The organism is Paraconexibacter sp., assembly GCF_059438195.1.
Map to the genome: position 1 here is coordinate 12,775 of NZ_JBLKKY010000051.1, position 18,159 is coordinate 30,933.

Sequence of the window (18,159 nt, forward strand, 5' to 3'; positions counted from 1 at the left end):
CGCGACGCGGCCGCAGGCGCTACGTCGTGCGGACGATGAGGACGCTGCAGGGCGCGTGGTGACTCACCTTGTTCGGCACGCTGCCGAGCAGGAAGCGCTTCGCGCCCGTCATCCCCTTGTTGCCGACGACGATGAGATCGGCGTGCGTCTCCTCGGCGACGTCGAGGATCGCGTCGGCCGGATCACCCTGTCGAGCGTGCGTGCGCGTCTCACCGACCCCGGCCTCCTTCGCCGCCTCGATGACGCTGCCGAGCGTGTCGTCGACCTCTTCTCGCGGATTGATCATCCACTGGACGTCGCTCGGAGCCTCCTGCTGCTCGTCGCGAATGCGCTGCCCGGAGACCGGCTCGTAGGCGCTCACGATCTCGAGCCGGGCGCCGATCGCCGCGGCGAGGGAGATCGCGCGGTCCACGGCCTTCTGTGCGGTGTCGGATCCGTCCGTGCCGACGACGATGGAGTCGAACATGGCGCGAGCCTATCCGACGCGCTCCCGGACGCCCGCTTCCGGGTGGATCGCGCAGGAGCTGTGCGACGATGAGGGCCTTGATCGACCTCCACTGCCATCTCCTTCCCGGGATCGACGACGGCCCCGCGACGATGGAGGACGCGCTCGCCCTCGCCCGGGCGCACGTGGAGGCGGGCACGACGACCGTCGTCGCGACGCCGCACATCAGCTGGGACTACCCCGAGAACACGGCGGACCGTCTCGCGGCGCCGCTCGCCGCGCTCCGGACCGAGCTCGACGCCGCGGGCATCCCGCTCGAGGTGCTGCCGGGCGGCGAGGTCGCGCTCACGCGCGCCGCCGACATGGAGGACGCGGAGCTCGAGGCGCTGCGGCTGGGCGGCGGAGAGTGGCTGCTCGTCGAGTGCCCGTTCGCGCCCGGGGCGGAGGGCGTCGAGGGGGTCCTCCTCGCGCTCCAGGAGCGCGGTCACCGCGTCCTCATCGCGCACCCCGAGCGCTCACCGGCCTTCCATCAGGACCGCGCGCTCCTGTCCCGCCTCGTCGACGCCGGGATGCGGACGTCCCTGACGGCGGGGGCGCTCACCGGCCGGTTCGGGCGACCCGTCGAGAAGCTCGCGGTCGACTTCGTCCGGCGCGGCCTCGCCCACAGCGTCGCCAGCGACGCCCATGACCTCTCGGGACGCCCTCCGGGCATCGCCCCCGTCCTCGCCGAGGCGGGCATGGACGACGTCCTCGCCGGCTGGCTCGGCCAGGACGTGCCCGCCGCGATCCTCGGCGGGGATCCGCTGCCCCCGCGTCCCGAGGCGCCGCGGCGCCCGCGGCTGCTCGACCGGATCAGGCGAGCTTCGTGATCGCGATGACCATGCCGGCGAGCACGAAGACGACGATGAGAGCCTGGGTCCAGATCCAGAACGGGGACACGCTGGGATCTTATGGGTCCCCGAGCGGTGCCGGCGGACCCGGCGCGCCGGCAGCCTGCGGGCCGCGTCGGGCGACGGGGGAGAGCAAGAGATGACGCGTGACGAGTGGCGCAGCGCCTGCCTCCTCTTCTCCGAGGAGATCGCCGACGAGGCGATCCGGCCCGAGGACCTCGACCGGCGCGACGTCGCCGAGGCGGTCGCGGAGAAGCCGTTCCCGTCGCGGTTCAGCCGGCGCCTCCAGCGTCGCCAGATGCACCGCGGCCGGCTCGGCTACGAGGACGACGTCGTCGCGCCTCTCGCCGCGGCGCGCGCGGCCGTGCTCGGCCCGCTCGCGGACGGCCCTCCGCGGTTCCTCGTCCGCATCGACGGCTTCCCCCACGACGGCGGAGACGGCTCGCCCGCCGTCGTCGCCGGCTACCGCCGCGTCCACGAGATCCTGCGGGAGGCGGAGGTGCCGTACCTCCTCGCGGTGACGCCGCTCGTCGCCCGCGCCCCGGACGACCCCGGGGAGAGCGAGTGGCGACCCCACTCCGACGAGGAGCGCGAGATGCTCGCGGAGGCACGCCGCGACGGCGTCGCCTTCGGGGTGTGCGGCCTCGACCGCCGCACGCGCCACGCCGACCCGGCCCGCCGGTCCGAGCTCGTCGGCCTCGGCCGCCGGGAGACCGCCGCGCGCCTCGACCAGGCCCAGGCGATCATGCGCGAGGAGGCGCTGCACGCCGACGTCTTCGTCGCGCCCGACGATCGCTTCGAGCGCTCGCAGTACGCCCCGATCGCCGAGCGCTGGGACGTCGTCACGGGCGGACCCGGCACCATCGAGCACGTCGGCTTCCACCGCACGCCGCTGTGGCGCGGCGACGCCGTCTACCTCCCTGCCTACCCGCCCCTCCACGGCCGCGCGGCGGACGTCATCGAGGGCGTCCGAACGCTCGCCGCCGCGCGCACCGCGGTGTGGGCGCCCGTGGTGGTCGACTGGCGGGCCGAGGAGGCGCGGGGCTGGGCCGATCTCGCGCGGCTCGCCGACGCCCTCGCGGGTCTCGCCCGGCCGTGGGACGAGTTCCTCGCGGCCGTCGACATGAGCCGCCGCGTCGGCGAGCTCGCGCTCGCCTCCGGCGGGTAGCTCGCGGCCGTCAGTCGCGCAGCTCGGTGTTGATCGCCTCGATCGCCCGGTTGATGCGGGCGCTCGTCTCCGCGACGTCGGTCGAGAGCTGCGTCCGCGCGGCGAGGATCTCGGACGGGTCGTCGGAGGAGAACTCCTCGCGTGCCGCCTCGATCGTGTCGCCGTACTCGGCGATGGCCGTGACGAGCTCGGCGTGGAGCTCCTCGACCTCCGACGGCGCCTCCACGGCCCGCAGCTCGGCGACGACGTCGTCGATCGCGCCCTCGAAGCGGCCGAGCGTCTCGGCGTCCTCCTCGGGGGTGCTGCGCGTCGTGATCTGCTGCTGGAGGGCGTCGAAGGTGTCGGCGAAGTCGGTCTGGGCGGCGTTCACCGCCTCGACGTAGTCGTTCGCGGCGTCGTTGTCCTCTCCGCACCCGGCGAGCGGGGCGGCGAGGGCGAGACAGGCGAGGGCTGCGGTCACGGCGCGGACCGGCTTGGGCATCGGGGCTCCGGTGTCGTTCTGCGGGGCGGCGACCTGCGCGGCGACAGGCCCTCCGAGCGTATCGGCGCAGGCGGCCGACGGCGCCGTGCGACCCCGGTCCTCGCGTCCCCGACCGGACGGATGTGCGGGACTGCTATGATAGTTGCGCTCGCAACTAGTTTCTTTCCCGTCTCGAGGAGCCGTCGTGTCGACCACCCCCACCGCCCAGGTCCCCAAGGAGACCGACGAGGGCGGGCGCTTCGTCCGCCAGGAGAGCCGCTTCCGCGACCGCATCACCGCGGACGGCTCGTCGGGATACCCGGCGACGGCCGGGCGCTACCACCTCTACGTGTCCTACGCCTGCCCGTGGGCGCACCGCACGATCATCGTCCGATCGCTCAAGGGCCTCGAGGACGCGATCCCGATGAGCGTCGTCGACCCCGTCCGCGACGACGACGAAGGCTGGGCGTTCCGCGACGTCGACGACCGCACGACGGGCGATCCCCTCCACGGATGGGACCTCCTGTCGGAGGCCTACGCCGCCAGCGACCCGTCCTTCGACGGCCGCATCACCGTCCCCGTGCTGTGGGACACGGAGACCAGCCGCATCGTCAACAACGAGTCCGCCGACGTCATCGTCGACCTCGCCCGCGAGTTCGACGCCGTCGCGACGAACCCCGACCTCGATCTCGCCCCGCGGGAGCTCGAGGCCGAGCGGGCCGAGCTCGACGCCGACATCTACGACAGCGTGAACAACGGCGTCTACAAGGCCGGCTTCGCCTCGACCCAGTCGGCCTACGAGGAGGCCGTCGTCCCGCTCTTCGACGCGCTCGACCGGCTCGACGCCCGGCTCGCGGACCGCCGCTTCCTCCTCGGGGACCGCCAGACGCTCTCCGACTGGCGGCTCTTCACGACCCTCGTGCGCTTCGACGCCGTCTACGTCGGCCACTTCAAGTGCAACATCCGCCGCATCGCCGACTACCCGCACCTCTCCGGCTACCTGCGCGACCTCTACCAGACGCCCGGCGTCGCCGAGACCGTCGACCTCGACCACATCAAGCGCCACTACTACGTGACGCACACGAGCATCAACCCCTCGGGGATCGTCCCCGTCGGGCCGGAGCTCGACCTGGAGGCGCCGCACGGGCGGGCATAGCGTTCACGCGCCCTGCGCAGGAGTAAGGTCGGAGGCATGCTCTTCTCGCGCAAGCCGCTCACCGTCCCGAGCGCCGAGGAGGCGCTGCCGGGACGCGACACCACCATGCCCGTCCCGCCGGCGCACGAGGCGAACGGGGCGCCGCTGCAGCCGCCGTTCCCCGAGGGCAGCCGCGAGATCGTCGTCGGCATGGGGTGCTTCTGGGGCGCCGAGCGGATGTACTGGCAGACCGACGGGGTCATCACCACGGCCGTCGGCTACGCCGGCGGGCACACGCGGAACCCGACCTACCACGAGGTGTGCTCCGGCAAGACCGGTCACACCGAGGTCGTCCGCGTCGTCTACGACCCCCGTCGCGTCTCCGACGAGGAGATCCTGCGCGTCTTCTGGGAGGGCCACGACCCCACGCAGGGCATGCGCCAGGGCAACGACGTCGGGACCCAGTACCGCTCGGCGGTCTACGCGACCGACGAGGCCCAGCTCGAGGCGGCGACGGCGTCGCGCGACCGCTACCAGGCAGCGCTGCGAGCGGCGGGGCGCGACGCGGACATCACGACCGAGATCCGCGAGGCCCAGCCGTTCTACTACGCGGAGCCGGAGCACCAGCAGTACCTCGCGAAGAACCCGGGCGGCTACTGCGGCCTCGGCGGGACGGGCGTCAGCTGCCCGGCGGGCACCGGCGTCCAGGGGTGAGGATCAGCACACCTACCGCCGAACCGGATTCCTCCGTGGCCATGTGAACGCAGGAATCCGGTTCGGCCCGGGGTGGCTAGCCTCCTGCGCCGTGCTCGTCCTGCTGCCGCCCTCCGAGGGGAAGACCGCGCCCGCCGGCGGCGACCCCGTCGACCTCTCCTCCCTCGTCCACGCCGACGCGCTCGGGCCGACGCGCGAGCGCGTCCTCGGGGCGCTCGAGAGGCTCGCGCGGGGGTCCCGCAAGCGCGCGCTCGAGAACCTGGGGCTCTCCGAGAAGCAGGCGGGTGAGGTCGAGCGCGACGCGCACCTGCGCGAGGCGCCCGCCGCTCCCGCCGCCGAGGTGTACACCGGCGTCCTCTACCAGCGGCTCGACCTCGCCTCGCTCACCCCGCGCGCCCGTGAGCGGGCCGCGGAGCGGATCCTCGTCCAGAGCGCGCTGTGGGGCGTCGTGCGGATCGAGGACCGCATCCCCGCCTACCGGCTCTCGATCGGCGCGACCCTCCCCTCGCTGCGCAAGGGCCTCGCCGCGGTGTGGCGCCCGGCGCTCGCCGAGTCGCTGCCCGACGAGGGCCTCGTCGTCGACCTGCGGTCCGGCGGCTACGCGGCGGCCTGGAAGCCGAAGGAGGCGACGGTCGTCGCCGTCCGCGCCTTCACGCCCGACCGCAAGCCGATCAGCCACATGGCGAAGGCGACGCGCGGCGAGGTCGCGCGGCTCGTCGCCCAGGCTCGGTCCGACCCCAAGGACCCCGAGGCCCTCGCGACGCTCGTCAGCAAGGCGGGCCACGACGTGGAGCTCGCCGCGCCGGCGAAGCGGGCCGCCCCCTGGCACCTCGACGTCATCGCCGAGCCCTGACCAGCGGCCGAACCGGATTCCTGCGGCGCCATGGCGCCGCAGGAATCCGGTTCGGCCCTCAGCGGGGGAGGGTGATGCGGAGGACCGTCGGCCGGGCGTCCTCTTCCGGCGCGAGCGTCGGGTCCTCGGCGTCGGCCGGGACGAGCGCGAACTCACCGGGCGCGAGCGGCTCGTCGCCGACACGCGCCGGGTGGTCGAGCGGGACGACGATCGCGCACTCCCCCTCGTCCGTCGCCCGGCGCGGCTCCTCGATCGCCCACCGCTCGACGACGAAGTGGTCGCCGTCCACGAGCGTCTCGCCCCGCGGCTCGACGAGCCCGGGCTCGACGTCGTCCCAGTCGATCGAGCGCATCGACTCCTCGACGTGGAGCTCGCGCGGGCGGCCGTCGAGGCCCGGGCGGTTGAAGTCGAAGACGCGGTAGGTCGTGTCGGAGCTCTGCTGGATCTCGACGATGAGGCTGCCGCCGCCGATCGCGTGGACCCGGCCCGACGGGAGGAACATGACGTCGCCGGCCTCGACGTCGAGGCGGTGGAGCATCTCGCTCACGTCCTCCCCCGCCTCGAGCGCCTCTGTGAACGCCGCCCGGGTGACGCCCTCGCGCAGACCGGCGAAGAGATGCGCGCCCGGATCGGCCTGCACGACGACCCACATCTCGGTCTTCGGCTCGCCCCCCAGCTCGGCGGCGACCCGCGCCGGCGGGTGGACCTGCACGCTGAGCGTCTCGACGCAGTCGAGGAGCTTGACGAGGAGCGGGAAGCGCTCGCCGGCGTCCACGGACCGCCGACCGAAGACGCGCTCGCGCTCCGGCCCGCGCCAGAGGTCCCCGAGCGTCCGCCCCGCGAACGGTCCCCCGGCGACGACGCTCTCCTCCCCGGGCCGGTCGACGATCTCCCACGACTCGCCGAACACCCCCTCGGGCAGGGGCTTGCCGTAGACCGACGCGAGGCGACGGCCGCCCCAGACCCGCTCGTGGAAGTGCGGCTCGAACCGCAGGGTCCTCGTCATGTCCCGGCAGCCTATGCGGGCACGCGAGAATCCGGCCCGTGCGTCGCCACCTCGTCGACGGGATGAACGTCATCGGCAGCCGCCCCGACGGCTGGTGGCGGGACCGCACCTGCGCGATGGCGCGCCTCGTCGCCGCCGTCGACCGGTGGTGCCTGCGGACGGGGACCCCGGCGACAGTCGTCCTCGACGGCCGGCCTCGCGACCTCGGCGCGCAGGCCGTCCTGTGCGAGGTCGCCTTCGCCCCGGGCGGCCGGGACGCGGCGGACGACGAGATCGTGCGTCGCGTCGCGGCGCACGACGAGCCCGGCGCACTCGCCGTCGCGACGTCCGACCGGGGGCTCCAGGAGCGAGTGCGGGAGCAGGGGGCCGATACCGTCGCGGCGCTCGCCTTCCGCGCCGCCCTCGAGGAGGAGGCCGCGCCGCGGCCCGCCGCTGGCGCGCGCGATCCGAGGGTGCGGCTCGCGGCGGAGCTGCTCAGGGCACCCCGACGGCCCGGCCCTGGAGGCACGCGGATCGTCGCCGTCGACGGCGAGGACGTCGTCCGCGAGGCGCTCGGCCTCGGCGCCGACGTCGCGCTCGTCCTCGCCTCGGAGGAGGTCCTCGAGCGCGGCGTCCCCTTCGGAGGCGCGCCGCTGATCCCGACCGGTGAGGACGCGCTGCGGGCGCTCGGCGCGCTCGGCCAGGCCGCGGACGTCGTCGCGCTCGTCCGCGTCCCGGCGGCGGCGCCGTCGAGCGGCGCCCCGCCCGCGCGGTCGCTCGTCCTGCGCGGCGTGCGCGACGAGGGCAACGTCGGCACGATCGTCCGGACCGCGGTCGCGCTCGGGCTGCCCGCCGTCCTCCTCGACGACGACTGCGCGGACCCCTTCGCCCGGCGCGCGCTGCGTGCCGCGGCCGGGTCGACCTTCGCCCCCGGCGTCGTGCGCGCCGGCGCGGACGTCGACGCGCTCCTGCGGGCAGCCGCGGACGAGCGCCCGCCGCTCGTGGCCGCGGTCGCCCGCGACGGCGTCGCCCCCGACGACGTTCCGCCGGGGGCGTGCGTCGTGCTCGGCGGGGAACGCGACGGACTGGCGGCGGCGGACATCGCGGCCTGCGACATGCGGGTGTCCATCCCTTGCCCCGGCTTCGAGTCGCTCAACGTCGCCGCCGCGGCGGCGATCCTCGCGGAGCGGCTCGCACGGGCGTGAGCAGTTGACCCCACCCCCGCCCACTGGTACAACCACTTGCGATGACTGGTCCAACCAGTATGCGCGAGCCCGTCTCGGCGACGCTCTTCTCGACCCTGCGCCGGGAGATCCTCGACGGCACGCTCGCACCCGGCGACGCGCTCCCCGGCGAGCGCGGGCTCGCCGGGTCCCACGGCGTCAACCGGCACGCCGTCCGCGAGGCGGTGAAGCGCCTCCAGCAGGCGGGGCTCGTCGAGGTGAGCCACGGCGGGGCGACGCGCGTGCGCGACTGGCGTCGCACCGGTGGGCTCGACCTCCTCACCGACGTCGCGTCGGGCGGGGAGCCCGCCGCGGCCGCCGTCCTCCCGGCCGTGCTCGAGATGCGCGCCTGCATCGGCGTGGACGTCGCCGGCCGCTGCGCCGAGCGCGCGGGCGACGCGCTCCTCGCCGCGCTCCCCGTCCGCCTCGCCGCGGTGCGCGAGGCCGACCCCTCCGACCTCGGTGCGCGCGAGGACGCCTACGCCGAGCTGTGGTCGGTGCTCGTCGACGGCGCCGGCAACCTCGCCTACCGGCTCGCCTTCAACAGCCTCGTCGCCGGGGTCGACGCGACCGGCGCGCCGGCGCTCGCCCTCCTCGCCGACGAGCTCGCCGACGACGCCGGGCACGCCGACCTCGTCGACGCGGTCCGCCGTCGTGACGCGCCGGCCGCCGAGCTCGCCGCCCGCGCGCTCCTCACGACCGTCGAGGAGACCGCGCGATGAGCGAGATCCTCACCTACGCGATCCCGTTCTTCGTCATCCTCCTCGCGATCGAGGCGGCGTCGTTCCACCTCCTCGGCGCGCACCACCGCGAGGAGGACGAGGCCGCCCGACGCCCCCTCGGCTACGAGCCGCGCGACACCGCGACGTCTCTCACGATGGGGCTCGGCAACGTCGGCATCAACGTCGGCTGGAAGCTCGTCGTCGTCGCCTGCTACCTCGGTCTCTACGAGCTCACGCCGCTGCGGATGCCCGCGGACATGTGGTGGACGTACGTCCTCCTGTTCCTCGCCGACGACTTCGCCTTCTACTGGTACCACCGGGTCGGGCACCGCGTGCGGATCGCGTGGGCGTCGCACGTCGTGCACCACTCGAGCGAGCACTACAACCTCTCGACGGCGCTCCGCCAGCCGTGGGTGCCGATGACGGCGCTGCCGTTCTGGCTGCCGCTCGCTCTCCTCGGGTTCTCGCCGGTGATGATCCTCGGCGCCCAGGCGGTGTCGCTCATCTACCAGTTCGGGCTCCACACCGAGCGGATCGGGAAGCTCTCGGCGCCGATCGAGGCGATCTTCAACACGCCGTCGCACCACCGCGTGCACCACGGGTCGCAGGACCAGTACCTCGACAAGAACTACGGCGGGATCCTCATCGTCTGGGACCGGCTCTTCGGGACCTTCGAGCCCGAGGGCGAGCGGGTCCGCTTCGGGCTCACGACGAACATCGGGACCTACAACCCGGTGCGCGTCGCGACGCACGAGTGGCTGGCGATCTGGCGCGACGTCCGCGACGCGAGGACGTGGCGGGAGCGCTTCGGCTACATGCTGCGCGGGCCCGGCTGGACGCCGGAGGCGGCCGTGGAGACGGCGGGAGGACGACGCGCCGAGCGCGCGGTCGAGCCGATGCCGGCCGCGGCGGAGGTCCGTCAGGGCTGAAGCCGCGTGATCGTCCACGCGCCGGCGTCGCTGCGCGCGTACAGGACGCGGTCGTGGAGGCGGTCGTCCCGCCCCTGCCAGAACTCGATCTCGCGCGGCGCGACGCGGTAGCCGGTCCAGAACGGCGGGACGGGGATGTCGTCGTCGTCGGGGAACCGGTCGGCCTGCGCGGCGAAGCGCGTCTCGAGCGCCGCGCGGTCGGGGATCGGCGCGGACTGCGTCGAGGCCCAGGCGCCGCGGCGGCTGCCGGCGGGCCGCGAGCGGTGGTAGGCGTCGACCTCCTCGGCGTCGACTTCGGCGACGTCGCCGAGGATGCGGACCTGGCGCTCCAGCGGATGCCAGTGCAGGACGAGCGCGGCGCGCGGGTTCGCGGCGAGCTCGCGGCCCTTGCGGCTCTCGCGGTTCGTGTAGAAGACGAACCCGCGCTGGTCGTACCCCTTGAGGAGGACGACCCGCGCCGACGGCGCCCCGTCGGCGTCGGCCGTCGCGAGCGTCATGGCGTTCACCTCGTGCCGGTCGACCGCCGCGCTCGCCTCCGAGAACCAGAGGTCGAACTGGACGATCGGGTCCGGCGCGACGTCGCGCGGGTCGAGGGTCGCGCGCCGGTAGGAGCGCCGCAGCTCGCCGAGGTCCATGCGCGTGATCGTCGCAGAGCCCGCTGGCGCACCGGCGGTGCCTCGAACGTCGATCTGCACCCCGAGCCGCTCGAACGTCGATCTGCACCCCCTCACGGGGGTGACGATCGACGTTCGACCCCGCCGGGGGTGCAGATCGACGTTCGTCACGCGTAGCGGCGGGCGACCGTGGCCGCCCGCGCGCCGTAGCCGCCCCCGAAGAGCGCCGCGTGGACGAGGAGGGGGAAGAGCTGCCACAGCTCCTCGCGCTCCTCCCAGCCCTCGGCGAGCGGGAACGCCTCGTCGTAGGCGTCGAAGCACCGCCGCGACGGGGCGCCGAAGAGGCGCAGCATCGCGAGGTCGACCTCGCGGTGCCCGCCGTAGGCCGCCGGGTCGACGATCCACGGCTCCCCGCCCGTTCCGGTCATCACGTTCCCCGCCCAGAGATCGCCGTGGAGGCGGGCGGGCGGCTCGGCCGGCCCCGCGAGCTCGCCGACCCGCGCGCAGACCCGCTCGACGGCCTCGGCGCCGGAGGGGTCCATCGCGCCCCGGTCGACCGCCATCCGCAGGACGGGGCGCAGTCGCGCGTCGGCGTAGCAGGACGGCCAGTCCTCGGCGGCGGGATCGTCGAGCGTGATCGGCCCGATCCGCAGCGTCCCCGCTCCGCCGTGCGCCGGCGCGCCCGCGCCGTGCAGCGCTGCGAGCCCGCGCCCGAGCGTCTCCTCGTCGAGCCGTCCGTCGCCGGGCTCGACCCACTCGAGCACGAGGAACCTCGGCGGCTCGTCGCCGTCGCGGACGGCGAGCACCGCGGGGACGCCGAGCCCCGACCGCGCGTCGGCGAGCCAGGCGAGCCCGTCCGCCTCGGTCGCGTAGACGCCCTCCTCGGCGTCGGCCGCCGTCTTCACGAAGACGGGACCGTCCGCGGTCTCCATCCGCCAGGCGTCGTTGAGCGACCCGCCCGCCACCGGTCGGGCGCCGCTCACCTCGCGGCCCAGCGCCGCGCCGACGGCGTTCGCGAGCGCGCTCACACGAGCCCGCGCCGGCGCATCTCGTCGAGCAGGCCGCGGCACCCGCGCTCGACGAGGTCGAGGACGTCCTCGAAGCCGCTCGGCCCGCCGTAGTAGGGGTCGGGGACGTCGAGGTCGCCGTCGGTCACGGCGTCGGGGTCGAGCTCGCGGAGGAGCAGCACCCGCTCCCGCGCCTCGTCGTCCGGCGCACGCGCGAGGAGCTCCCGGCGGTTCGAGGAATCCATCGCCACGATGAGGTCGAACCGCGCGAAGTCGTGCGCCGCCACCTGGCGCGCCGTCCCGCGCAGGGTGATCCCGCGCGCCGCGGCGGCCGCCGCGCTGCGCTCGTCCGGCGGGGAGCCGACGTGCCAGCCGCCGGTCCCGGCGCCGTCGACCTCGACGACGTCGGCCAGCCCCTCCTCCTCGAGCAGGCGCACCATGACGGCCTCGGCCGTCGGCGACCGGCAGATGTTCCCGAGGCAGACCATGAGGATCCGTGCCATCGGCCCCAAGCCTAGGAAGTCTCACGTCCGCGCGGCCCGCCGCCACGCGCTGAAGCTCCCCGCCCGCCCGCCGTGCGGCGGCACGAGCCACGGCCACGGGTGGCGCTCGGCGACGCCGATCGCCTCGGCGCGCCGCCGCCAGCCGGGGACGGGCGCCGCCGTCGCCGCGACCGCGCGACCACGCAGGACCTCGACCGGGTCGCCGCGATGCACCTCGACCTCGCGGCGCTCCGCGAGCGATCCGAGCGTCTCGGCGAGGAAGACGAGCCGCTTGCCCGAGAGCCTCCAGCGACGCAGCAGCGCCTCGTCCAGGACGAACACCGCGGGCAGCGACCGCCGCGAGGCGAGCGCGGGGTCGGCGTCGCCGAGCGACTCGGCGGTGAGCCAGACGACCTCGGGTCCGTCCGCGCCCGAGACCCGCTCGACCTCCGGCGGCCCGGCGGTCGAGCGCGGGTCGGGATCGGACCGCAGCCCCGCCGGGGGGTCGGGCCGCGCGGCGCCGCCGGCGACGTCGGCCCGGTCCTCGATCGGGCAGTCGTCGCGCAGGGCGCAGCCGTCGCAGAGGGCGGGAGCGCGCTTGCGGACCTGCCACCGGCTGAACCCGTACGGCTTCCCGGTCCCCGTGCCGACCGTCCACTGCCAGCCGAGCCGGTTCGCCGCCCGCGAGCCGTCGAGCAGATGGGTGAAGAAGCGGTCCTCGCCGTCGCGCCAGCCCCACCCCGCGCGGACCGTCCACTGAGAGGCGAGCCACATCCGCGTCTGGTTGACGATCCACCCGTCGCGCTCGAGCTCGCCGACCGTCGCATCGACGCACGCCATCTCGCGCGGCCACGCCTCGCCGGCGAACCGGCGAGCGCCCACGGGGTCGGGGGCGGGCACCTCGTACCGCAGCGCGCGTCGCGTCTCGTCGCCCACCCGCGCGTACACGTGTCGCGCGTGCTCCTGCCACAGCAGCTCGTCGCGGTACTTGCGGGCGTCACGGGCGGGGCCGCCGTCGACGTGCTCCCAGACCCGGCGCAGCGGCAGCAGACCGTGACGGATGTACGGGGACAGCGCGCTCGCGCCGCGCCGCTCGGGCGGGAGCACCTCGCTGCGCCGCGCGGCGTAGCCGGTGACGTCGAACGCCTCGAGCGCCGCGTCCGCCGCCGCCTGCCCTCCGCGGAAGGCAGGCGACGCGGCGATCGCCGTCGCATCGCCCTCGGCCGTGAGGTCGGCGAGGTGGTCGCGGACCCAGGCGAGCGCGCCGTCGGGGTCGGCGGGCGGGGCGGGGAGCTGCATGCCCGGAATCCGGGCGGGCCGCCGGCCGGGATGACCGGTGGGTCAGAGGCCGTCGGGCGGCTCGGGGATCGCGGGCGACCGGTCCACGGCGTCGAGCACGCCGAGGATCTCGCCGACGCGGCAGACGAGCAGGCGCTCCTCGTCGACCTCGACCCAGACGCCCGCCGAGGCGGGGAACACGACGTGGTCGCCCGGCGCGACCGGCATCTGGACCCCGGCGGAGGCCCACCAGTCGAGTCCCGGACCCACGTCGAGCACGATGCCGTGCTGGGGCGGCGGCTCGTTCGTCCCAGGAGGGACGAGGAGACCGGACTGGCGCAGACGGTCGGGTTCGAGCTCCTTGATGACGATCCGGTCGAAGAGCGGCCTGAGGGCGTGCGGCATGGTCGCCGGAGGGTACGCGGACCCGCGGCGCCCGGTCCCGACCCGCCGACCCCGACTCAGTCCGGCAGCGTCGCGTGGACGAGCAGGTAGCGACTCGTGAGACGCAGGCCGGTCGGGCTCTCGTTCTCCTCGATGAGCGTCGCGATCGACCGCTCCCGCAGCGTCTCCCACTCGCCTGGGCGGGGATCGAGGGCCCGCTTGGCCTCCCGCCACACCGGGTGGTGGCGCTCCTGCTCGGTGAACCAGGCCTCGGGGCTCGTGCCCGTGAACGCGAGCTCGTGCTCCTCGACCTCCACGACCGCGTCGTGCTCGGCGAAGGCCGCCCGGATCTCACCCGGGTCGCTCCAGTCGAGGGCGGGCCGCGGGACGGTGCCGAGGAGCACCTCGCGGGCCATGCGCCCGATCGCCGCGATGGCGCCGTCGGCGGTCCACGACGTGACGACGATCCGGCCGCCGGGGTGCGTGATGCGGACGAGCTCGTCGACGGCGTCGCGCCCGTCGGGCACGAAGATGACGCCGAAGACCGAGATCGCGGCGTCCACCGACTCGTCGGGGAGCGGAAGAGCCGCGCCGTCGCCGACGAGGAAGCGCGCGTCGAGGCTCTCGTCGCTCGCTCGGGCGTTCGCGACGCCGATGAGCCGCTCGGCCGGGTCGATGCCGACGACCCGCGCACCCGCGCGCGCCGCGGCGAGGCCCGCGTTCCCCGTCCCGCAGGCGATGTCCGCGATCGCCTCGCCGCGCTCGACGGCGAGGGCCTCGACGGCGATCTCCGTCGCGGGTGCGAGCGCCTCGGCGGTGAGCTCGTAGACCCCGTCCCCCCAATCCATGGGCGTCATGGTGCCACGGTCACCGCGAGCTGAGAAGCACGATGCCGACGAGGACGCCGATCGCTCCCGCCGCCTGCGAGGCGCTGAGCCGCTCCCGGTCGAGCGCGACGGCCAGCGCGACGGTGACGACGGGGAAGAGCGACCCGACGACGCTCACGACTCCGAGGTCGCCCTCGCGCGTCGCGGCGGCGTAGGCGAGCGTGCCCGCGAAGAGGAGGAGCCCGGGGATCGCGAGGACGGGCAGCCGCCGCACCGGCGCGTCCCGCAGGGCCCGCTCGTGCAGCGCGAACGCGAGGAGCACGGACACGAGGCTCATGCGGCTCACGAGGACGGCCCACCCGGCGTCCCCGTCGGCGGCGGGCCCCATCGCCGCGAGGAAGACGCCGAAGAACGCGGCGGAGACGAGCGCGAGCGCGACCGCGCGGCGGCGGTCCTCCTCCCGGTGGCGGGGCGGCTCCGCCCGCGTCATCCCGCCGACCCCGCCGACGGCCGGCAGCGGCGCCGGCGTCGCCGGGACCTGGCGGCGCGCGACGAGCATGACGCCGCCGAGCGCGAGGAGGATCCCGGCGATCTTGGCGGCGCCGACCGACTCCCCGCTCGCCGCTCCGGCGATGACGGGGATCGCCGCCCCCAGCGCGCCGAGCGGCATGACGACGCTGAGCGGGCCGATCGCCGCGGCCCGGTAGACGAGGATGAGCCCACCCGCGTTGCCGAGCCCCGCGAGGAGCGCGAACCCGAGGGCCTCGAGGTCCGGTGCGGGAGCCCCGCGGCCGGCGACGACGACCCCCGCGAGCACGAGCGCGCACGACTGGCCGACGAGGAGGAGGAGCACGATCGACGCGCCCCGCGCGAGCCTCGGCCCGACGTAGTTCGAGACCCCGTAGGCGACCGAGGTGAAGAGCGCGAGGGCGACGGCCACCGCGGGATCCTCGCACCCCCGCGCGGCGTGACGTCTCCCCCCGCGTTGACGGATCGGCCCGTCGTCCGCGACCATCCGCGGATGCGCGGCCCGCGGTGGACGATGCTCGCCGCGACGACCGTCGCGCTCCTCGCCCTGCCCGCCGCCGCCGACGCGGGGACGGCGCGCATCGCCCTCTCGACCGCGTCCGCCGTCCCCGGCGACTGCGCTCGCGGCGTCCTCGGCGGCCCCGGCGTCGCCCGGCGCGAGTGGACGGCGCGTGCCGACGGCATCCTCCGCGCCCGGCTCGCCGGACGCGCGGGCGACTGGGACCTCGCGCTCTTCGAGTCCGCGACCGGCGCCCTCGTGTCCGCCTCGGCGGGCACCGGTCCGCGTGAGCTGGCGACGGCGCACGTCCGGCGCGGGACGACGCTCGAGATCCAGGCCTGCCGGCGCACCGGCCGCGCCCCCGGCGCCGTCCTCGACCTCGACCTCGCCCGCGTCGATCTCGACCGGCCGCCGCGCCGCCGCAGGGTCGCGCTCGCCGACCTCCCGCTCCCCGGCGACAGCGCCGGCCATCGGCTCGGGGCGACGGATGCCGGGCACGGACGGCGGGGCGACGACGGCTCCCCCCGCGCCGTCATGAGCGCTGCTGCGCTCACCCGGCTGCGCGACGCCGACCTGCGCACGCGGACGCTCGTCCCGCCGCTGACGGCGCGGGAGGCCCCCGCGGGCGCTCGTGCCGCCGCGTCGGCCCTTCCCTCCGGCCGCACGACCTACCGCGCGCTCGACGACCACCAGCGCGAGCTGAAGGCGATCGCCGAGAGGCACCCTGGTCTCGCGCGGGCGCGCGCTCTCGGCGAGAGGAGCATCGAGGGCCGGGAGATCACCTTGCTCGAGGTCGCGCGGGACGTCGGCGCGCGCGCCGACGGACGCCCGTCCGTCCTCATCGCCGGTCTCCACCACGCTCGCGAGTGGCCGTCCGGCGAGGTCGTCACCGAGCTCGCGTGGGACCTCGTGCGGTCCGCCGCCGCCGGCGACGCGCGCGTGCGCCGCCTCCTCGAGAAGGTGCGCGTCCTGCTCGTGCCGGTCGCGAACCCCGACGGCTTCGTCGTCTCGCGCGGAGCCCCGTCCGCCTCGCCGGACGGCGCGACGGCGCTCCAGCCCCTCGAGACCGCCGCCTCCGGGATCGCCGGCGTGAGCCTCGCCTTCAAGCGCAAGAACTGCAACCCGGTCGGCTCCGCGCCGGGTGACGTCCCGTGCTCGTTCGCGGCGGGCGTCGACCTCAACCGCAACTACTCGGCGGGCTGGGGCGGGCCCGGGTCGTCGGGCGATCCGACGACCGAGACCTACCGCGGCGACGCGCCGTTCTCCGAGCCCGAGTCCCGCGCGATCCGCGACCTCGTCGCGCGAGAGGGCCCGACCGTCGTCCTGGCGATGCACAACGTCGGCGGGCTCGTCCTGCGGCCGCCGGGCGTCGAGGGCGACGAGCCCGTGCCCGACGAGGAGGCGCTGCGCGCGCTCGGCGACGCGATGGCCGACGCCGCCGGGCATCGCAGCCGTCGCGGCTGGGAGCTCTACCCGACGACCGGGACGACCGACGAGTGGGCGTACGACGCGACCGGCGCGTTCGGCTTCACCGTCGAGCTCGGCCCCGCGGGCGGGACGTTCCACGGGGACCACCGCCGCCACGTCGTCGAGGAGTACCTCGGCAGCGGCGGGGCGGCGGGCCGAGGCGTCCGCGAGGCGATGCTCCTCGCCGCCGAGGCCGCCCGCGACCCCGAGCAGGTCGGCCGGCTCGAGATCGCCGCTCCGCCGGGCCGTCGGCTCCGGCTCGCGAAGCGCTTCGCGACGAGCGCGGCCGGCGGACGGCGCGTCGACGAGCGCCTGCGGCTCGAGACCGTCGTTCCGGCCGACGGGGAGGCCGAGTGGTGGGTGAACCCCTCGACGCGCCCGCGGGCCGCCGCGGCCGGGCGACGCGAGCGCTACGTCCTCGAGTGCCTCGAGGGCGGCGAGGTCCGCCAGCGCGAGCCGGTCGTCGTCGCACGCGGAGAGGTCGCCGTGCTCGACCTGGCCTGCGGCGGACCGGCACGCGACCGCCGCGCGGCGGGCGGCGTGGCGCTCGGCGCGCTGCGGACGACGGCGGTCACGGCGAACCGCCGGCGTCGCGCGGTCGTGCGGGTCGGCTCGCGCGGGACGCTCGAGGACGTCCGCGTGCGGCTCCTCGACCGCGCGGGCGGGCGCGTCCTCGCGACCGGCACCCGCACGCGCCTGCCGGGGTCTCGCCGCGTCGGGCTGCGCCTGCGCTCCGGCGCGCGGCTCGCGCCGGGCGCCTCCTACCGCCTGTCGCTCGAGGCGGTCCGCCCCGGGGGGACCCCGGTCCGGCTCGCGCGGCGGGTCAGCGCAGCTCGTCGGCGCTGAGGTCGTCGGGCAGCGGCACGTCGGCCGGGCTCGCGTGCTCCGTCGACTCCCACGACGGGAACGCCTCGCCGTCGCGACCGTCGTGCTCGGCGGAGCCGCCGAGCGCGACGAGGACGAGGCGCTCGGGACCGCGGTTGACGAGCTGACGGCGGACCTCCGGGCCGACGCGGACGAGGTCGCCGCGGGTGTACTCGCGCGTCTCGCCCTCGACGAGGAGATCGAGGGTGCCGGAGAGGACGAGATAGACCTCCTCCTGGCGGCCGTGCCGGTGGATCCGGCTGCGCTCGCCCGGCGCGAGCGTCATGAGGTTGAGGCCGAAGGTCGTGACGCCGAGGTCGCGACGGATCCGGACGAACCGCTCGTGCGGCGGGTCGTCGAGGTCGACGTGGACGTGGGCGACTCCGGGCTCGATCGGCATGACGCGAGCCTCGCAGATCCCTCGCCGGCAGCGAGGGACCCGGCGGGCCACGGCGACGACGACGCTCACGGCGGCGGGGCGGGCGGCGGGTCCTGCTGCGAGGCCGGCGCGGGGGCGACCGGCGACGGCGATCGCGGCGGCGGGAGAGGAGCGGCCTCGAGCGGAGCGCCCGCCGAGGAGGGGACGGCGGGAGGCGCCTCCTGCCCCGAGGGCGCGACGGGCGGCGTGCCCGCGAGCGGCGCAGCGGGGACGGGCCCTTCGCCGCGTCGCGCACCGGCGGGCGGG

Annotated in this window: 20 protein-coding genes and 1 pseudogene; 9 read left to right on the plus strand and 12 right to left on the minus strand. The window is 75.8% G+C overall.

The window, feature by feature from the left end; translation table 11 throughout:
- Positions 1-19: 19 nt before the first annotated feature.
- Positions 20-466 carry a universal stress protein gene (locus ACME2J_RS16105; protein ID WP_495545954.1) on the minus strand — a complete coding sequence of 149 codons (447 nt, stop codon included), beginning with the start codon at positions 464-466 and terminating at the stop codon, positions 20-22.
- A gap of 68 nt (positions 467-534) precedes the next feature.
- Between ACME2J_RS16105 and ACME2J_RS16110 the strand changes: the two genes are divergently transcribed.
- Positions 535-1,314, plus strand: a complete 780-nt coding sequence (locus tag ACME2J_RS16110; protein WP_495545955.1) for a tyrosine-protein phosphatase — start codon at positions 535-537, stop codon at positions 1,312-1,314.
- A 160-nt stretch (positions 1,315-1,474) separates the two neighbouring features.
- Positions 1,475-2,503 carry a hypothetical protein gene (locus tag ACME2J_RS16115; protein ID WP_495545956.1) on the plus strand — a complete coding sequence of 343 codons (1,029 nt, stop codon included), beginning with the start codon at positions 1,475-1,477 and terminating at the stop codon, positions 2,501-2,503.
- A gap of 10 nt (positions 2,504-2,513) precedes the next feature.
- Here ACME2J_RS16115 and ACME2J_RS16120 read toward each other — a convergent pair whose 3' ends face one another.
- Complete coding sequence (locus ACME2J_RS16120) at positions 2,514-2,984, minus strand: hypothetical protein (protein ID WP_495545957.1); 471 nt, start codon at positions 2,982-2,984, stop codon at positions 2,514-2,516.
- Between the two features lie 184 nt (positions 2,985-3,168).
- Between ACME2J_RS16120 and ACME2J_RS16125 the strand changes: the two genes are divergently transcribed.
- The 3 genes from ACME2J_RS16125 (at position 3,169) to ACME2J_RS16135 (ending at position 5,665) form a co-directional block, all read left to right on the plus strand.
- Positions 3,169-4,119: a glutathione S-transferase family protein gene (locus tag ACME2J_RS16125; protein WP_495545958.1), complete on the plus strand. Its 951-nt coding sequence runs from the start codon at positions 3,169-3,171 to the stop codon at positions 4,117-4,119.
- Positions 4,120-4,155: 36 nt separating this feature from the next.
- Positions 4,156-4,812, plus strand: coding sequence for a peptide-methionine (S)-S-oxide reductase MsrA (gene msrA / locus ACME2J_RS16130; protein ID WP_495545960.1), 657 nt, complete (start codon positions 4,156-4,158; stop codon positions 4,810-4,812).
- A gap of 91 nt (positions 4,813-4,903) precedes the next feature.
- Positions 4,904-5,665, plus strand: a complete 762-nt coding sequence (locus tag ACME2J_RS16135; protein WP_495545961.1) for a YaaA family protein — start codon at positions 4,904-4,906, stop codon at positions 5,663-5,665.
- 58 nt (positions 5,666-5,723) lie between these two features.
- Here ACME2J_RS16135 and ACME2J_RS16140 read toward each other — a convergent pair whose 3' ends face one another.
- A complete protein-coding gene (locus tag ACME2J_RS16140) occupies positions 5,724-6,671 on the minus strand; it encodes a type I phosphomannose isomerase catalytic subunit (RefSeq protein ID WP_495545962.1) in 948 nt (315 codons plus the stop codon).
- Between the two features lie 38 nt (positions 6,672-6,709).
- On the opposite strand from ACME2J_RS16140, the gene ACME2J_RS16145 reads away from it, so the two are divergent.
- Genes ACME2J_RS16145 through ACME2J_RS16155 form a run of 3 tightly spaced genes read left to right on the plus strand, consistent with a single transcriptional unit; the run spans position 6,710 to position 9,524 of the window.
- Positions 6,710-7,855, plus strand: a complete 1,146-nt coding sequence (locus ACME2J_RS16145; RefSeq protein ID WP_495545963.1) for an NYN domain-containing protein — start codon at positions 6,710-6,712, stop codon at positions 7,853-7,855.
- Positions 7,856-7,914: 59 nt separating this feature from the next.
- Positions 7,915-8,595 carry a FadR/GntR family transcriptional regulator gene (locus ACME2J_RS16150; protein WP_495545964.1) on the plus strand — a complete coding sequence of 227 codons (681 nt, stop codon included), beginning with the start codon at positions 7,915-7,917 and terminating at the stop codon, positions 8,593-8,595.
- The gene (locus ACME2J_RS16155) at positions 8,592-9,524 is read left to right on the plus strand and encodes a sterol desaturase family protein (protein ID WP_495545965.1); all 933 of its coding nucleotides are present in this window, start codon (positions 8,592-8,594) and stop codon (positions 9,522-9,524) included. Before ACME2J_RS16150 ends, ACME2J_RS16155 begins: the two co-directional genes overlap by 4 nt.
- On the opposite strand, the gene pdxH is transcribed toward ACME2J_RS16155, so the two are convergent.
- The 7 genes from pdxH to ACME2J_RS16190 form a co-directional block, all read right to left on the minus strand.
- On the minus strand, positions 9,515-10,159 hold the full coding sequence (pdxH, locus tag ACME2J_RS16160; RefSeq protein ID WP_495545966.1) for a pyridoxamine 5'-phosphate oxidase: 645 nt from the start codon (positions 10,157-10,159) through the stop codon (positions 9,515-9,517). The genes ACME2J_RS16155 and pdxH overlap by 10 nt on opposite strands.
- Positions 10,160-10,305: 146 nt before the next feature.
- Entirely contained in the window at positions 10,306-11,166 is an 861-nt protein-coding gene (locus ACME2J_RS16165) for a fructosamine kinase family protein (RefSeq protein ID WP_495545967.1), read from the minus strand.
- Positions 11,163-11,648: a low molecular weight protein-tyrosine-phosphatase gene (locus tag ACME2J_RS16170; RefSeq protein ID WP_495545968.1), complete on the minus strand. Its 486-nt coding sequence runs from the start codon at positions 11,646-11,648 to the stop codon at positions 11,163-11,165. The genes ACME2J_RS16165 and ACME2J_RS16170 overlap by 4 nt, the downstream gene beginning before the upstream one ends.
- A 21-nt stretch (positions 11,649-11,669) precedes the next feature.
- Positions 11,670-12,926, minus strand: coding sequence for an FAD-binding domain-containing protein (locus ACME2J_RS16175; RefSeq protein ID WP_495545969.1), 1,257 nt, complete (start codon positions 12,924-12,926; stop codon positions 11,670-11,672).
- Positions 12,927-12,968: 42 nt separating this feature from the next.
- Positions 12,969-13,310, minus strand: coding sequence for a co-chaperone GroES (locus tag ACME2J_RS16180; protein WP_495545971.1), 342 nt, complete (start codon positions 13,308-13,310; stop codon positions 12,969-12,971).
- A 56-nt stretch (positions 13,311-13,366) separates the two neighbouring features.
- A complete protein-coding gene (locus ACME2J_RS16185; protein WP_495545972.1) occupies positions 13,367-14,146 on the minus strand; it encodes a class I SAM-dependent methyltransferase in 780 nt (259 codons plus the stop codon).
- Positions 14,147-14,156: 10 nt separating this feature from the next.
- On the minus strand, positions 14,157-15,056 hold the full coding sequence (locus ACME2J_RS16190; protein WP_495545973.1) for an EamA family transporter: 900 nt from the start codon (positions 15,054-15,056) through the stop codon (positions 14,157-14,159).
- 81 nt (positions 15,057-15,137) lie between these two features.
- Between ACME2J_RS16190 and ACME2J_RS16195 the strand changes: the two genes are divergently transcribed.
- Entirely contained in the window at positions 15,138-17,456 is a 2,319-nt protein-coding gene (locus ACME2J_RS16195; protein ID WP_495545974.1) for a M14 family zinc carboxypeptidase, read from the plus strand.
- Here the strand turns inward: ACME2J_RS16195 and ACME2J_RS16200 are convergent.
- Entirely contained in the window at positions 17,434-17,874 is a 441-nt protein-coding gene (locus ACME2J_RS16200; protein WP_495545975.1) for a cupin domain-containing protein, read from the minus strand. The genes ACME2J_RS16195 and ACME2J_RS16200 overlap by 23 nt on opposite strands.
- 65 nt (positions 17,875-17,939) lie before the next feature.
- Positions 17,940-18,159: pseudogene (locus ACME2J_RS16205) on the minus strand (hypothetical protein); the annotation flags it as partial.

Excerpts from the sequence above, each read along its gene's own strand:
- ACME2J_RS16170 (WP_495545968.1), bottom strand. The coding sequence starts at position 11,648 with ATGGCACGGATCCTCATGGTCTGCCTCGGGAACATCTGCCGGTCGCCG.
- ACME2J_RS16105 (WP_495545954.1), bottom strand. The coding sequence starts at position 466 with ATGTTCGACTCCATCGTCGTCGGCACGGACGGATCCGACACCGCACAG.
- ACME2J_RS16175 (WP_495545969.1), bottom strand. The coding sequence starts at position 12,926 with ATGCAGCTCCCCGCCCCGCCCGCCGACCCCGACGGCGCGCTCGCCTGG.
- ACME2J_RS16185 (WP_495545972.1), bottom strand. The coding sequence starts at position 14,146 with ATGACGCCCATGGATTGGGGGGACGGGGTCTACGAGCTCACCGCCGAG.
- pdxH (WP_495545966.1), bottom strand. The coding sequence starts at position 10,159 with ATGGACCTCGGCGAGCTGCGGCGCTCCTACCGGCGCGCGACCCTCGAC.
- ACME2J_RS16195 (WP_495545974.1), top strand. The coding sequence starts at position 15,138 with ATGCGCGGCCCGCGGTGGACGATGCTCGCCGCGACGACCGTCGCGCTC.
- ACME2J_RS16140 (WP_495545962.1), bottom strand. The coding sequence starts at position 6,671 with ATGACGAGGACCCTGCGGTTCGAGCCGCACTTCCACGAGCGGGTCTGG.
- msrA (WP_495545960.1), top strand. The coding sequence starts at position 4,156 with ATGCTCTTCTCGCGCAAGCCGCTCACCGTCCCGAGCGCCGAGGAGGCG.
- ACME2J_RS16155 (WP_495545965.1), top strand. The coding sequence starts at position 8,592 with ATGAGCGAGATCCTCACCTACGCGATCCCGTTCTTCGTCATCCTCCTC.
- ACME2J_RS16150 (WP_495545964.1), top strand. The coding sequence starts at position 7,915 with ATGCGCGAGCCCGTCTCGGCGACGCTCTTCTCGACCCTGCGCCGGGAG.
- ACME2J_RS16200 (WP_495545975.1), bottom strand. The coding sequence starts at position 17,874 with ATGCCGATCGAGCCCGGAGTCGCCCACGTCCACGTCGACCTCGACGAC.
- ACME2J_RS16120 (WP_495545957.1), bottom strand. The coding sequence starts at position 2,984 with ATGCCCAAGCCGGTCCGCGCCGTGACCGCAGCCCTCGCCTGTCTCGCC.
- ACME2J_RS16110 (WP_495545955.1), top strand. The coding sequence starts at position 535 with ATGAGGGCCTTGATCGACCTCCACTGCCATCTCCTTCCCGGGATCGAC.
- ACME2J_RS16115 (WP_495545956.1), top strand. The coding sequence starts at position 1,475 with ATGACGCGTGACGAGTGGCGCAGCGCCTGCCTCCTCTTCTCCGAGGAG.
- ACME2J_RS16180 (WP_495545971.1), bottom strand. The coding sequence starts at position 13,310 with ATGCCGCACGCCCTCAGGCCGCTCTTCGACCGGATCGTCATCAAGGAG.